Raw genomic sequence first — 13,847 nt, 5'->3', positions numbered from 1 at the left:
CATGCAGTCGCCCCGGCGGAGCATCGCCCGGGACCGCTGCTCGTCCTCCAGGTTGCGCTCCAGGGACACGCCGCCGGCCTCGGCGACGGGCCGGGGGGCGGGGGACGAGCTGTCGATGCCGCGGGGGTCACGGACGTCGCGGAGGCAGGTGGAGGCGAACCAGAGGAGGTAGGCCACCCCGCCCCACCGAAGGATCTCCAGGAGCTCGGGGAGCCGGTCGGTGACCACGCCCACCCCGACGGTGCCGAGGGGCAGCAGGAGCAGGTCGCCGACGATGAAGATGCCGACCACCGCGGCCAGCCCGTGGCGTCGGACGCCCTGTTTGAGCAGCACGATGTTCTGCGGCCCGACGGCGGCGATGACGGACAGCTGGAACAGCAGGCCGGCGAATGCGACGTGAAGCGTGGGGAGACTGTCGTTGAGCACGACGCAGAGCCTAGGAAGCCCACCTGATGAAGACAAGCAAGCGGTTCTTTTCCTGCGTAAGATGAGCTTCATGATGCCACGTCACCTTGACACACTGCTGCTCGTCGTCGACGAGGGGAGTTTCGATGCGGCTGCCGCGCGGTCGGGGGTCAGCCCGTCGGCCGTGAGTCAGCGGATCAAGGCGTTGGAGTCCGATGTCGGTCGTGTGGTGGTCCGGCGGACCTCGCCGGTGGGGGTCACCGACGCCGGTGAGGTGCTCGTGCAGACCGCGCGACGGATGCGGCTGCTGGAGTCGGAGACCGAGGACCGGCTGCGGGGGAGGGTCAGTGAACGTCCGGTGAGTGTGGGCGTGAACGCGGACTCGCTGGCGACGTGGTTCCGCCCCGTCCTCCGGCACGTCGCCGAGGCCGGTGGCGTGTCCCTGGAGCTCAACCTGGAGGACGAGCAGCGGTCCCTGGCGATGCTCCGCCGGGGCGACTGCATGGGGGTGGTCACCGCGGAGGCCGAACCGGTCGCGGGATGTGTCGTCGAGGAGCTCGGCACGCTGTCGTACTGGCCGGTGGGGTCCCCGGGTCTGGCCGCGGAACTCCACGAGGGTCTGGCCGTCCGCGGCGACGAGGCGTGGGCGTCCCTGCCGCTGCTGGTCATCGGACCGCACGACCGGATGACCGACAGTGTGCTGGAACCGCGGGGTGTGGCCCCACGCCCGGGGCGCAGGGTGTCGCGGATCCCGAGCTTCGAGGGTCTCAACGACGCGGTGGTGGCGGGCCTGGGGTGGACTCTGGTGCCGGTCGCCGCGGCACGGCCGTACGTGGAGGAGGGGACGATGGTCCGACTCGCCGGGGACGTCATCGAGGTGCCCCTGTACTGGCAGCACTGGCGCCTGGAGTCGGACACCCTCGGTACCCTCACCGACGCCGTGCATGCCGCAGCTGCCGTCGGACTCACCTCCTGAGGGTGCGGTAGGCCCGCGCGGACAGCGGGAGGAAGACCGTCACCAGCGCGAGCGGCCACAGCACGGCAGCGAGGACGGCGTGACCGGCCAGGTCGCCTCCGGTGAAACCGACGGGATTACCGAAGAGTTCACGTACAGCGGTGGCGGTGGCGGACACCGGGTTCCACGTCGCCAGGGGTGCCAGCCAGGAGGGCATGTACTCCGGGGAGACGAACGCGGTGGACAGGAAGCCGACCGGCCAGACGAGGACCTGGACCATGGTTGTGGCGCCGTCGTTTTTTCCGACTGTGAGTCCCAGGTAGATGCCGATCCACAGTACGGCGAAGCGGAACCACAGCAGGAGCCCGACGGCAAGGAAGGCCTCGCCCGCGCTGCCGGAGACCCTCCATCCCAGCAGGGTCCCGCCGGCGACGAGGACGGCCAGCTCCACCACAGAGGTGATCATGTCGGCGCCGACCCGTCCGAACGCCACTGACGTGTCGCCGATCGGCAGCGAACGGAAGCGGTCGGTGATGCCCTTCCTCGCGTCGGCGGCCATGGCGGAGGTTGTCGCCTCGACCCCGAACATCATGGTCAGGGCCATCATGCCGGGGAGAAGGAAGTCGATGTAGTCCCCGCCGCCGGGCAGGCTGATCGACCCGCCGAAAAGCAGGGAGAACATCAGCAGGAGCATCACGGTGAACATGATGCTGAAGACCGGGGTGAGCGGCTGCCGGCGCCAGTGACGGAGTTCGCGGGTGGTGAGAATCAGTCCGCTGGTGATGCTGTTCATGGTTTCTCCTCGTGGGACTGGTCGGTGACGGCGAGAAAGACCTCGTCGAGGGTGGGGCGTCGTAGTGCGATGTCGACAGGCGACAGGGTCGCGGCGTCGAGGCGGCGGACGGTGTCGACCAGGTCGACGGTGCCGGCGGGCGCGGGCAGGCTGACGCGCAGGCCCTCGGCGGACTCGACCACCGACATCGTGGGGGCGGACGGGGCCCCGCACAGGGCGTCGGCGACCTCAGAACGGGAGACCTGTGGGCCGAATGTGACGTCGACGCGGTCGCCTCCTCGGCTGCGCTTGAGCTCACCGGGTGTCCCCTCGGCGACGACGCGGCCTGACGTCATGATGCTGATCCTGTCGGCCAGGCGATCCGCCTCCTCCAGGTACTGGGTGGTCAGCAGGACGGTGGTACCGGCGCGTGCGGCACTGAGGACGGCGTCCCAGACGTCCGAACGCCCACGTGGGTCGAGACCGGTCGTGGGTTCGTCGAGGAAGAGGACATCGGGATGTCGGATGAGGGAGACGGCGATGTCGAGGCGTCGCCGCATGCCCCCGGAGTAGCCGGACACCGTGCGTCCGGCGGCGTCGGTGAGGTCGAACTGTTCGAGCAGTTCGTCGGCCCGGCGGTGGGCGTCGCGGCGTCTGAGGCCCAGGAGGCGGGCGAACATCACGAGGTTCTCGTGTCCGCCGAGGGCCTCGTCGACTGCGGCGTACTGTCCGACGAGCCCGATGCGTTCGCGCACGGCGGGCCCCTCGTGGATGTCGGTGCCGGCGATGCGGGCCGTGCCGGTGTCCCGTCCGGTGAGCGCGGTGAGCGTGCTCAGGACGTTGACTGCCGTGGTCTTGCCGGCGCCGTTGGGTCCGAGCAGTCCGTGGATGCTGCCGGTGGGCACGGTGAGGGTGAAATCGTCGAGAGCGCGCTGGGTGCCGTAATGCTTGACCAGGTGTTCCGCGTGAATGGCGGGAGGGGAGGCGGGACTCACCAATAACTCCTAACGGTGTACGGTGTTGTGGGGAGATTCAACGTACGCCGTTCGGAGTATGCTGTCAACATGGCAACCGACAAGAGTCAGGAACCCGACCGGATGCTCCGGCTGGTGTGGAGGCACCGGATGGGAGAGGAGACCGGGGCCCGGGGCCCACGCAAGAAATGGTCCGTCGATCAGGTCGTCGACACCGCCATCGACGACGCCGACAGGACCGGGGTCGGCGGAGTCGACAGTCTGTCGATGCGCAAGATCGCGCAGAAGCTGAACACCTCGGCCGCCAGCCTCTACACCTACATCCCCGGGCGAGACGAGCTTCTCGGACTGATGGTCGACCAGGTGATGGGGAGAGCCGACCTCCCGCCGTTCGACGGCCCCGCGACGGAGCCGGCCGTCGTCACCGCTCGGCTGCGGGAGGTCTCACGGGTGGCCTGGGACGAGATCCACCGGCACCCGTGGCTGCTCAGCGCGCAACGCCACCGCCCGCTCATCGGGCCGAACGTGTCCCGACGGTACGAATGGCAGCTCACGGCCCTGGAGGGTTGCGGGCTCGACGACGTGGCCATGGACCACACCGTGGCGCTGGTGGAGTCGCACGCTGTCGCGAGTGCGGCGGCCGACGTGAACGCCCGTGAACTCGCCAGGACCTCCGGACACGAGGACGCGGAATGGTGGCAGGCCAACGAACCCGTGCTCTCGCAGGTGATGGGGGACGGGGAGTTCCCTGTGTCCGGCCGGGTGGGTTCCACGGTGGGGGAGAAATACCAGGCGATCACCGACCCGGCCGCGGTCTACCGGTACGGACTCGAGATCATCCTTGACGGCGTCCGGACCAGGCTCGCCGCCGCCGGCGCGACGGACGGCGCCTGATCGCTCCCGGGTCTCTCCGGGGTGTCCCGTCCCTCGAGTTGTGGCGCGCACCATGCGCTTTTGCCAAGTGAATACTTTCCTGCCATTATGGTTGTTGTTCAAGGCTCGGCACTCCCTGATTCCGCTCGTTCCGCCCTCGCTCCGACGGTGTGTACTGCGCAGGTCTCCGGCAGCGTCCGGTGTCACAGTCCCTCGAGCCGCGTGTCCCGGCCACTTCCTCCGGGACCCGTCAAGGAGCTCCAATGAGTCACCCCAAGGCCCCGGGTCCTCCGGAACACCCGAAGTCCCGGTCCCGCAGGATCGGTACCGCGGTCTTCGCCGTCGTCGCCGTCATCGTCATCGGGACGGCATCCTTCTTCTCCGTCCGGTCCGCCTCCGGCGGCACGGACGTCAGGGGCAACCTCTCACTCATCGCGCCAGCCGCCGCCGGCGGAGGCTGGGACACGTTCCAGCGCGAGTTGCAGCAGACCCTGAGAACGAACGGAATCGTCAACAACGTCCAGGTGGTCAACGTTCCCGGAGCGGGAGGAACCATCGGCATCGGTGTCCTCGCCCAGCAACCAGAGGCCAACAACCTCATGGTCGGCGGTTCCGGACACATCACCGCGCAGGTCCAGTTCGGCACCCCGTCCAGGATCCAGGACGTCACCCCGGTGGCCAAGGTTCTCGAGGAGTACGACATCATCGCGGTTCCCGCAGACTCGCCCCTCGACTCGATGGACGACGTCGCTGAGGCATGGACCAAGGACCCACGTTCACTGGCGTGGACCGGTGGCGGTTCCTTCGACCAGCTCGTCATGACGGACATCGCCCTGGAGCTCGGGGTCCCTGTGTCCGAGAGCATCTACATCCCGTCGGACGGCGGAGGCGAGGCCATACAGGCACTTCTCAACGGCACCGCAGACGTGACCGCCGGCGGTTTCGCCGACATCTACCCGCAGGTCGAGTCCGGTCGGCTGAAGGTGCTGGGTGTCGTCGCCGAGGAGCGACTCTCCGGGAGCCCCGAGATCGAGGCGATCCCGACTCTGACGGAGCAGGGGCTCGATGTGACCATCACCAACTGGCGAGCCCTCTTCGCCCCACCCTCCGCCACACCTGAGGACGTCGAGGAGCTACGCGACGTCGTCGCCGAGGCCGTGGAGACCCCGGAGTGGCAGGAGACAGTGGAACGCAACTACTGGCGCGAATCGCCACTGCAGGGCGAGGAGCTCGAACAGTACATCCGTGACGAGACGGACAGGATCACCGCCCTGTTCGAGGAGATGGGACAATGACCACCACACACGACACCACCTCACCGCGGAACGCCACACCGGTCGGCGCCGGCACAGTCTGGGCGGGCAGGTCCGGGCTGATCATGCCCGGTGTGATCGCCGGATTCAGTTTCTTCCTCATTATCGGATCGAAGACCATGGACACCCCCGACGCGGACTTCCCCGGACCGGGGTTCTTTCCGACACTGATCGGGGTCATCGGCCTTGTTCTCGCCACGGTGATCACCGTGGGCATCATCCGCCGTCCGGAGCACGTGGAAGGCGCGTCAGAACAGGCCACACGGTTCCACTCGGACTTCCCGGCCCTCGGGTGGACGGTCCTGGGATTCCTGGCCTTCGCCGTCCTGTTGCCGTGGCTCGGCTGGATCCTCGCCTCCGGACTACTGTTCTGGTGCGTGGCCCGGGGGTTCGGTTCACGCCGCCCCTTGTTCGACCTCCTGGTGTCGGTGTTCATGGGGTCGGTGGCCTATCTCGCATTCGACGTGGCACTCGGTCTCAGTCTTCCCTCGGGCGTCATCGGCGGGGGGTTCTGACATGGATTCGCTCAGCCTCCTGATGGAGGGCTTCGCCGGAGCGTTGACACCGGTCAATCTCATGTGGGTATTCCTCGGCTGTCTCCTCGGCACCGCGGTGGGCGTCATGCCGGGGCTCGGCTCCTCGATGGCGGTGGCGCTGCTCCTGCCGATGACCTTCGCCCTCGATCCGACGGCGGCGTTCATCTTCTTCGCCGGAGTGTACTTCGGCGGGCTCTTCGGTGACTCCACCATGGCGATCCTGATGAACACGCCGGGCCAGGCCTCCGCCATCGCCTCGACGTTCGAGGGACACAAGATGGCGCTCGCCGGTCGTGCGCCACAAGCGTTGGCGACAGCTGCCATCGGCGCCTTCATCGGCGGATTCGTCGCATCGGTCGTCGTCGTGTTCTTCGCCCCTCTGCTCGCCGAACTGTCGACGTACTTCGGGCCGGCAGAGTACTTCGCGCTCGCGTTGTTCGCTTTCGTCGCCACGTCGTCGGTCGTCTCAGATTCGGTTCCCAAGGGACTGTCCGCCCTCGTCATCGGCCTGGGTATCTCGACCATCGGCATTGACTCGGTAACCGGTACCGAACGGTTCACCCTCGGAGTGCCACAACTGTTCGACGGGATCTCGATCGTCACCGTCACCGTGGCGATCCTCGCACTCGGGGAGGTGTTCTTCATCGCCTCCCGCGCACGGCGTGAGAAACAGGATCTCAAGACCCGGTCGGCGGGGCGTCCGTGGCTGAAGCTCGCCGAATTCCGCGAGGCCTTGCCGGCCTGGCTACGGGGCACCGCGATCGGCATGCCCTTCGGCATGATTCCGGTGGGCGGTTCCGAGGTCCCGACATTCCTCGCATACTCTGTGGAGAGGCGCCTGGACGCTCGTCGGACGTCACCGAAGTTCGGCAAGGGGGCCATCCGCGGACTCGCTGCGCCGGAAGCCGCCGGCAACTCGACGACGGGTATGGCGATGGGTGCCCTGCTGGCCCTCGGTCTGCCGGTCTCCGCCACGGCGGCCATCTTGCTGGCGGCCTTCCGCCAGTACGGACTGCAGCCGGGCCCGCTTCTGTTCGACCGGAACCCGGACCTCGTCTGGGCGTTGCTGGCCAGCTTCTTCATCGCGATGGTGGTGCTGCTGGTAATCAACCTTCCCTTCGCGCAGCTCTGGGCGAAGCTCCTGCTGATACCGCAGCCCTATCTTTACGCGGGGATCGCTTTGTTCTGCGGGCTCGGGGTGTACGCCACCTCGGGCCGGGTGTTCGACCTGCTGCTCCTCCTGGGTATCTCGGTGCTCGGGTTCCTCATGCGCCGCTACGGGTACCCGCTGGCGCCACTGATCATCGGCATGGTCCTCGGACCTCTGGCGGAGACCTCGATCCGGGACGCCCTGTTGTCCTCCTCGGGCGACTTCACCGTCCTGGTCTCCAGCCCCATCACCTGGACCATCTACGGCATCCTGGGTGTCGTACTCCTGTTGTCGATACGCAGTGCAGTGGTCACCCGGGCGCGACTGCGACGGCAGAAAGCCGCCTCTGCTGAGGTGACCGGGGCCTAGTCTCCGGCGGCCCGCAACGCCGACCCGGTCGCGGTGTCCGCCGCCGCCACCTCGGCGGGGGTTCCGTCCGCCACGATCCTCCCGCCCGCGGCGCCGGCACCCGGGCCCAACTCCACCACCCGGTCCGCCTGGGCGATGACGCGCACGTCATGTTCGACGACCACCACCGAGTCACCGGCGTCCACCAGCCGGTTGAGCTCGGTGACCAGGAGGTCGACGTCGGACGGGTGCAGGCCGGTGGTCGGCTCGTCCAGCAGATGCACCGTCGTCGTCCCGCGCCGCGCCCGTCGGCTGCGCTGCAGTTCCGTGGCCAGCTTGATGCGCTGCGCCTCCCCGCCCGACAGCTCCGGAGCGCCCTGGCCCAGGCGCAGGTACGACAACCCCACCGCGTCGAGGGCCTGCAGGGCGGTGAGCACCGCCGGTTCCCCGGCGAAGACCTCCAGGGCACCGGCCACCGTCAGGTCCAGGACCTCGGCCACGGTGAGTCCGTGCCAGGTGACCTCCAGCGTCTCGTCGTTGTACCGGGCCCCGTGGCAGTCGGGGCAGGTCGTGTAGCTGCCGGGCAGGAACACCAGCTCCACCTCGATCGCCCCCTCACCGTTGCATGTGGGACAGCGGCCTTCGGCGACATTGTAGGAGAAACGTGACACCGACCATCCCCGGCGACGCGCCTCCTCCGTCCCCGCGAACAGTCTGCGCACCTGGTCGAACAGGCCGGTGTAGGTCGCAAGACACGACCGGGAGTTCCGGCCGATCGGCTGCTGGGTGATGTGCACCGTACGCACCCCGTCATGCGACAGGATGCCGGGCAGCGCGCTCGACACCAGGGTCGACTTTCCCGACCCCGACACCCCGGCCACCGCCGTGAACTGCCCGAGCCCCAGGTGGGTGTCGACGTCGAGGGTGCGTTCCGTCGTCCGCACCCGCAGCGCCGACGACGCAGGCCGCACAGCCACCGGGCCGCCCTTGAGTGTGGGCGCAGGGGCCGCCAGTGCCCGCCCCGTCGGGGTGTCCTGACCGGACAGCCCGTCGACCGGACCCGACCAGAGGACCTCGCCGCCGTTCTCCCCGGCCCCCGGGCCGACGTCCACCACCCAGTCCGCGCCGGCGACCAGAGACATGTCGTGCTCGACGAGGATCACACTGTTCCCCGCCTCCAGGAAGCGGGACATCAGCACGCGTACCGCCTCCCGCTCGGTGGGGTGCAGGCCCGCCGACGGCTCGTCGAGGACGTACACCACCCCGAACAGCCCCGAGTGCAGCTGCGAGGCCAGCCGCAGCCGCTGCAGCTCCCCGGCGGACAACGTCGACGCAGGACGGTCCAGGCTCAGGTGCCCCAGCCCCAGCTCCACCGCCGCCTGCACCGTGGGCGCGACCTGCTCCAGCAGCAGACGCTCCGCCTCCGACGGCGAGGCCCCCGACCCGAGGAGGTCCGCCAGCCGCGACAGGGGAACGGCGTTGAGCTCGTCGATCGCCATTCCCCGCCACGTCACTGACAGGGCGTCCGACGTCAGGCGGCGCCCCTCGCACGACGGGCACACCGAATGCTCCATGAACGACAGCACCCGACGACGGGTCGCGTCGGAGGACGTCGACGCCAACGTCTCCCGCAGGTACGTAGCCACCGACCTCCACGTCCCGTCGTAGGTCCGCTGGATCTGGTCCGCCCCACGCACCGGGTGCACCGTGACCACCGGCTTCTCCGGGGTGAACAGGATCCAGTCCCGCTGCTCACGCGGAAGCTCCGACCACGGCACATCCGTCCGGTAGCCCAGTGTGACCAGGATGTCGTGGAAGTTCTTTCCCAGCCACGCGCCAGGCCACGCCGCGATCGCCCCCTCGTCGACCGACAACGACGGGTCGGGCACCATCGACCCCTCCGTCGGAGCGTGCACCGTGCCGGTGCCCTGGCACGTCGGACACATCCCCGAGGCGGTGTTGGGGGAGAAGCGGTCGGAATCCAACCGTCCCACCCGCTGACGCACCTCGTCCGGATACGTCCCGGCCCGGGAGAACAGCAGGCGCACTGAATTCGACACCGTGGAGAACGTGCCCACCGTCGACCGCGCCCCGCCGCCGCTGCGGGACTGCTCCAGGGCCACCGTCGGCGGCAGACCGTCGACACGACCCACCCGCGGGTCCACCGCACCGGCGATCAGCCGCCGGGCGAACGGCGCCACCGACTCCAGGTACCGGCGCTGGGCCTCCCCGTGGATCGTGCCGAACGCCAGGGACGACTTCCCCGACCCCGACACCCCGGTGACGGCCACCAGCTTCCCGCGCGGCATGTTCACCGAGACGTGGCGCAGGTTGCGCAGGTGGGCGTCATGGACTCGGATGTCTGGACTCGTGACTGGCATGGCCGACCATTCTAGGCGGTAGCGTGGAGACATGGACTTCGGGATACGAGATCGATGGGCGGTGGTCGGGGCGTCCAGCCAGGGACTCGGTTACGGCTGCGCCGACGCACTGGCCGCAGAAGGGGTGAACCTCGTCGTCAACGCGCGCCGCGCCGGGCCGCTCGCCGAGGCCGCCGCACGGCTCCGCCGGCACGGGGTGACCGTGCACGAGGTCGTCGGCGACATCAGCCGGCCGGACGTCCGGGCGAACCTGCTCGAGGCCGCACCACAGGTCGACATCCTGGTCACCAACGCCGGTGGACCGCCGCCCGGCGACTTCCGCTCCTGGACCGAGGACGACTGGCTCGCGGCCCTCCGCCGCAACATGCTGACACCGGTCGAACTGATCAGGGCCACGGTGGACGACATGGCCTCGCGTGGATTCGGGCGGGTGGTGAACATCACCTCGGGGGCGGTGAAGGCGCCGATCGCGACACTCGGCCTGTCCAACGGGGCACGGAGCGGACTGACCGGGTTCGTGGCGGGGGTGGCACGGCAGCCGCAACTGGCGGCGTCGAATGTGACGGTGAACAACCTGCTGCCCGGACGGTTCGCGACAGCGCGGTTGCGGCAGACCGGAAGCGGGGAGGACCCCTCGCCCGAGGGCATTCCCGCCGGGCGCTTCGGCGACCCCTCGGAGTTCGGTGCCACCTGCGCCTTCCTGTGCTCGGCGCAGGCGGGGTACGTCACCGGGCAGAACGTCCTGGTGGACGGGGGAGCCTACCCGGGCACCATGTAGGCGGAGGTGTCTCACCGCACTGCGCGGACGATGACGCGCGGCAGGGGCTAGTCGACCTCGCGGACCGCGCCCTTGTCGGCACTGGTGGCCATCTTCGCGTAGGCGCGCAGAGCCTTGGTGACCTTACGCTGACGGGTGGCGGGCTGCCAGGGGGAGTCGGACTCCTCCACCGCGGCCCGGCGCCGGGCGATCTCCTCGTCCGGCACGTCCAGGGTGAGCCGACGGTTGTGCACGTCGATGGTCACTGTGTCGCCGTTCTCGACGAGCCCGATCAGCCCGCCGGCGGCGGCCTCGGGGGAGATGTGGCCGACGGAGATCCCCGAGGAACCGCCGGAGAACCGTCCGTCGGTGATCAGCGCGCACTTCTTGCCCAGGCCGGACCCCTTGAGGAAGGCCGTGGGGTGCAGCATCTCCTGCATGCCCGGGCCGCCGGACGGGCCCTCGTAACGCACCACGATCACGTCTCCCGGGGCGACCTTCTTCTTGAGGATCACGTCCACCGCCTCCTCCTGCGACTCCACCACCAGCGCGGGGCCCGAGAAGTGCCAGAGGGACTCGTCGATGCCGGCGGACTTGATGACCGCACCGTCCGGGGACAGGTTGCCGCGCAGGATGACCAGGCCACCGTCGGAGGTGAAGGCGTGCTCCACGTCGTGGATGCAGCCGTTCTCGGCGTCGAGGTCGAGCTCGTCCCAGGTGTTGTCGGTGGAGAAGGGCTCGGTGGTGCGCACGCCACCCGGGGCGGCGTGGTAGAGGTCCACCGCCTCCCTGCAGGGCGCCTCCGCGCTGACGTCCCACTTCTCCAGCCATTCAGCGAGGCTGGCGGAGTGGACGGTGTGGACGTCCTCGTTGAGCTTGCCGCCCCGCCACAGTTCGCCGAGGATGCGGGGGATGCCACCGGCACGGTGGACGTCCTCCATGTGGTAGTCGGAGTTCGGAGCGACCTTGGACAGGCAGGGCACCGTACGGGACAGCTCGTCGATGTCGGACAGGTCGAAGTCGATCCCGCCCTCCTGCGCGGCCGCGAGAATGTGCAGCACCGTGTTGGTGGAGCCGCCCATGGCCATGTCCAGGGCCATGGAGTTCTGGAAGGCCTCCTTGGTGGCGATGTTGCGCGGCAGCACCGAGGTGTCGCCGTCGCCGTAGTAGCGACGGCACAGGTCGACGATGGTGCGGCCGGCCTCGCTGAAGAGCTCACGCCGGGCCGAGTGGGTGGCCAGGGTGGACCCGTTGCCGGGCAGCGAGAGACCGAGGGCCTCGGTGAGACAGTTCATCGAGTTGGCGGTGAACATACCGGAGCAGGAACCGCAGGTGGGACATGCGGCCTGCTCGACGGTCATCAGACCCTGACGGGAGACCTGCTCGCTGGCGGAGGCGGAGATCGAGGTGATCAGGTCCGTCGGCGCGTGCGCCACGCCGTCGACCACCACGGCCTTGCCGGCCTCCATGGGGCCGCCGGAGACGAAGACCACGGGGATGTTCAGCCGCATGGCGGCGTTGAGCATGCCCGGGGTGATCTTGTCGCAGTTGGAGATGCACACGATGGCGTCCGCCTGGTGGGCGTTGACCATGTACTCCACGGAGTCGGAGATGATCTCGCGGCTCGGCAGGGAGTACAGCATGCCGGAGTGCCCCATGGCGATGCCGTCGTCGACGGCGATGGTGTTGAACTCCCGGGCGACGCCACCGGCCTCCTTGACGGCCTCGGCGACGATGTCCCCCACGTCCTTGAGATGGACGTGACCGGGGACGAACTGCGTGTAGGAGTTCGCGATCGCGATGATCGGCTTGTCGAAGTCACTGTCCGTCATGCCCGTGGCGCGCCACAGGGAGCGTGCACCGGCGGCGTTGCGTCCCTGGGTGGTCACCGATGACCGGTAGGAGATCTCGTTCATGATGGGAAAAGCGTCCTCTCGTCGGGCCTCGGGGAACTGCCGGCCCGTGGGCAGTCACGTCGGTGAAGAGTGCAGGTGTGGGGTAGCGGTGTCCGTAGCAGGACAGTGGTCAGCTGTCGTCGGACGGGGCGGGGGTGTCGTCCCGGTCCGCGTTCGCGGCCCGGCGCCGTTCGAGTTCCTCACGTGCCATGTGGCTGGCGCGGCGTGCGGCCTCGTACTCGCCGTACTCGTCCTCGTCCATGAGGACGGCCAGACCGCTGTCACGCTCGACGACCCGGACTTTCTCGTCGATGGCGGAGAGACTCGGGGTCACCGGGTCGGGGATCCTGCCTCCGGTAACTTCCGCCAGGGTCACCAGCGAATTGAAGCTCACTCCGGGCAGCGGGAAGGTCTTCTCGGTCGTGCTGACGGCGAGTGCCTTGCCTCCGCGGGTGAATCGTAACGCCTTGAAGTCGTCCCACGCCAATGACTTTGTCGGGCGAAGGAGGTAGCGCGCCGTGATCCCCCGTTCGGTGAACTCCGTCCGGGTGCGGAGTACGCCGACGATGAACACCACCGGCAGCAGGGGGAGCCAGAAGAGGATCTTCGGCGCGTAGGCGACGCCGACGAACGACATGGCGAGCATGAGGACGCCGGCGATCAGGTGGGCCTGGTCCGTGCGGACCTGGTGGGGCAGTGCGGGTGACTCCACGGAGCTCATGGTGGTCCATTTAATCAGCCCGCCTCCCGCGCAGACACATCGCCCGGACCAAGTGGTCCGGGCGATGGGGGAGGTGTCGGTCAGTGACCGTGGTTACGGGGAGGTCGTCTGCCCGCCGCTGTCGGCGCCATTGGACTGGGTGCCGGCCTGGCCCTGGTTCTGGGTGGCCCCGCCGGTGCCGTCGGTGCCGTCGGTTCCGGTTCCTCCGGAGTCGGTGTTGCCGGTGTTGCCGCCGGAATTTCCACCGGTGTCGGTCGAGTTTCCGCCGCCCTGGGGCCCGGTGCCGCCGGTGTTCCCGGTGTTGCCGGACTGCCCGGCCTCCCCCTGGTTCCCGGAGCCGTTGCCGTCGGTCTGGCCGTCGGTCTGCCCGGAGTTCTGGTCCGTTCCGGACTCGTCCGGTGTGACATTGTCCTCGGTGTCGGGGACGGTGTTGACGTCGTTCTCCGGCGAGGTGGTCTCCGGGGTCTCGGTGGACTCCACCTCGGTGCCGGCGGTCCGCCAACGGTCGGGAGACAGGATGCCGGGCTGGTCGGCGTCCTCCGGGTTACTGGAGAACAGGGCCAGCAGTCCGACGACCACCAGGGCGATGAAGAGCCCGGCGGTCGACGGACGGAAGCGCCCTCCGAAACTCAGGACGTTCTTCGTCTTGGATTCGTAGGGCCCGTCGACGATGTCGGCGAGGTCGGACTTCTCCCCGTGGGACGCCGTGGCCGCGGTCTCGTCCGACCCCGGGGAAGGGAGGACCTCGGTGGCGGGGTCGTCGGGGT

At 68.8% G+C, this 13,847-nt stretch carries 12 protein-coding genes and 1 pseudogene; 6 read left to right on the top strand and 7 right to left on the bottom strand.

Annotated features, from left to right (window positions below; genetic code table 11):
• Positions 1–426: LysE family transporter (locus Q0A34_RS07570; protein ID WP_291479393.1), on the bottom strand; the 426-nt coding region annotated here is incomplete at its 3' end.
• Between the two features lie 70 nt (positions 427–496).
• Between Q0A34_RS07570 and Q0A34_RS07565 the strand changes: the two genes are divergently transcribed.
• Entirely contained in the window at positions 497–1,381 is an 885-nt protein-coding gene (locus Q0A34_RS07565; protein ID WP_291479392.1) for an ArgP/LysG family DNA-binding transcriptional regulator, read from the top strand.
• On the opposite strand, the gene Q0A34_RS07560 is transcribed toward Q0A34_RS07565, so the two are convergent.
• Together Q0A34_RS07560 and Q0A34_RS07555 are read right to left on the bottom strand one after the other, a co-directional pair.
• A complete protein-coding gene (locus Q0A34_RS07560; RefSeq protein WP_291479391.1) occupies positions 1,371–2,153 on the bottom strand; it encodes an ABC transporter permease in 783 nt (260 codons plus the stop codon). The two genes, Q0A34_RS07565 and Q0A34_RS07560, sit on opposite strands and share 11 nt — an antisense overlap.
• Positions 2,150–3,127 (bottom strand): ATP-binding cassette domain-containing protein, encoded by a 978-nt coding sequence (locus Q0A34_RS07555; protein WP_291479390.1) that lies wholly within the window; start codon positions 3,125–3,127, stop codon positions 2,150–2,152. Before Q0A34_RS07555 ends, Q0A34_RS07560 begins: the two co-directional genes overlap by 4 nt.
• Positions 3,128–3,196: 69 nt before the next feature.
• On the opposite strand from Q0A34_RS07555, the gene Q0A34_RS07550 reads away from it, so the two are divergent.
• The 4 genes from Q0A34_RS07550 (at position 3,197) to tctA (ending at position 7,347) form a co-directional block, all read left to right on the top strand.
• Complete coding sequence (locus Q0A34_RS07550; RefSeq protein WP_291479389.1) at positions 3,197–4,000, top strand: TetR/AcrR family transcriptional regulator C-terminal domain-containing protein; 804 nt, start codon at positions 3,197–3,199, stop codon at positions 3,998–4,000.
• 242 nt (positions 4,001–4,242) lie between these two features.
• Positions 4,243–5,274, top strand: a complete 1,032-nt coding sequence (locus tag Q0A34_RS07545) for a tripartite tricarboxylate transporter substrate-binding protein (RefSeq protein WP_291479388.1) — start codon at positions 4,243–4,245, stop codon at positions 5,272–5,274.
• Positions 5,271–5,807: a tripartite tricarboxylate transporter TctB family protein gene (locus Q0A34_RS07540; protein ID WP_291479387.1), complete on the top strand. Its 537-nt coding sequence runs from the start codon at positions 5,271–5,273 to the stop codon at positions 5,805–5,807. Before Q0A34_RS07545 ends, Q0A34_RS07540 begins: the two co-directional genes overlap by 4 nt.
• Before the next feature lies 1 nt (position 5,808).
• Positions 5,809–7,347, top strand: coding sequence for a tripartite tricarboxylate transporter permease TctA (tctA, locus tag Q0A34_RS07535; protein WP_291479386.1), 1,539 nt, complete (start codon positions 5,809–5,811; stop codon positions 7,345–7,347).
• Here the strand turns inward: tctA and Q0A34_RS07530 are convergent.
• A complete protein-coding gene (locus Q0A34_RS07530; RefSeq protein ID WP_291479385.1) occupies positions 7,344–9,707 on the bottom strand; it encodes an ATP-binding cassette domain-containing protein in 2,364 nt (787 codons plus the stop codon). The two genes, tctA and Q0A34_RS07530, sit on opposite strands and share 4 nt — an antisense overlap.
• 31 nt (positions 9,708–9,738) lie before the next feature.
• Between Q0A34_RS07530 and Q0A34_RS07525 the strand changes: the two genes are divergently transcribed.
• Positions 9,739–10,485, top strand: coding sequence for an SDR family oxidoreductase (locus tag Q0A34_RS07525; RefSeq protein WP_291479384.1), 747 nt, complete (start codon positions 9,739–9,741; stop codon positions 10,483–10,485).
• Positions 10,486–10,532: 47 nt separating this feature from the next.
• On the opposite strand, the gene ilvD is transcribed toward Q0A34_RS07525, so the two are convergent.
• From ilvD to Q0A34_RS07510, 3 genes and pseudogenes are all read right to left on the bottom strand, one after another.
• A complete protein-coding gene (ilvD, locus tag Q0A34_RS07520) occupies positions 10,533–12,380 on the bottom strand; it encodes a dihydroxy-acid dehydratase (protein WP_291479383.1) in 1,848 nt (615 codons plus the stop codon).
• Positions 12,381–12,489: 109 nt separating this feature from the next.
• Positions 12,490–13,080, bottom strand: a complete 591-nt coding sequence (locus Q0A34_RS07515; RefSeq protein WP_291479382.1) for a PH domain-containing protein — start codon at positions 13,078–13,080, stop codon at positions 12,490–12,492.
• A gap of 93 nt (positions 13,081–13,173) precedes the next feature.
• Positions 13,174–13,847 (bottom strand): annotated as a pseudogene (locus Q0A34_RS07510) (hypothetical protein); the annotation flags it as partial.

The sequence above is a fragment of the Corynebacterium sp. genome, from assembly GCF_022712195.1.
In the GTDB taxonomy this organism is placed as follows: Bacteria; Actinomycetota; Actinomycetes; order Mycobacteriales; family Mycobacteriaceae; genus Corynebacterium.
Note: the sequence above shows the minus strand (reverse complement) of the source record. Positions and strands in the feature narration are given on the sequence as shown.

Coding starts and splice junctions, on each gene's coding strand:
- Q0A34_RS07540 (WP_291479387.1), top strand. CDS start 5,271: ATGACCACCACACACGACACCACCTCACCGCGGAACGCCACACCGGTC.
- Q0A34_RS07530 (WP_291479385.1), bottom strand. CDS start 9,707: ATGCCAGTCACGAGTCCAGACATCCGAGTCCATGACGCCCACCTGCGC.
- Q0A34_RS07560 (WP_291479391.1), bottom strand. CDS start 2,153: ATGAACAGCATCACCAGCGGACTGATTCTCACCACCCGCGAACTCCGT.
- Q0A34_RS07565 (WP_291479392.1), top strand. CDS start 497: ATGATGCCACGTCACCTTGACACACTGCTGCTCGTCGTCGACGAGGGG.
- ilvD (WP_291479383.1), bottom strand. CDS start 12,380: ATGAACGAGATCTCCTACCGGTCATCGGTGACCACCCAGGGACGCAAC.
- Q0A34_RS07545 (WP_291479388.1), top strand. CDS start 4,243: ATGAGTCACCCCAAGGCCCCGGGTCCTCCGGAACACCCGAAGTCCCGG.
- tctA (WP_291479386.1), top strand. CDS start 5,809: ATGGATTCGCTCAGCCTCCTGATGGAGGGCTTCGCCGGAGCGTTGACA.
- Q0A34_RS07525 (WP_291479384.1), top strand. CDS start 9,739: ATGGACTTCGGGATACGAGATCGATGGGCGGTGGTCGGGGCGTCCAGC.
- Q0A34_RS07515 (WP_291479382.1), bottom strand. CDS start 13,080: ATGAGCTCCGTGGAGTCACCCGCACTGCCCCACCAGGTCCGCACGGAC.
- Q0A34_RS07550 (WP_291479389.1), top strand. CDS start 3,197: ATGGCAACCGACAAGAGTCAGGAACCCGACCGGATGCTCCGGCTGGTG.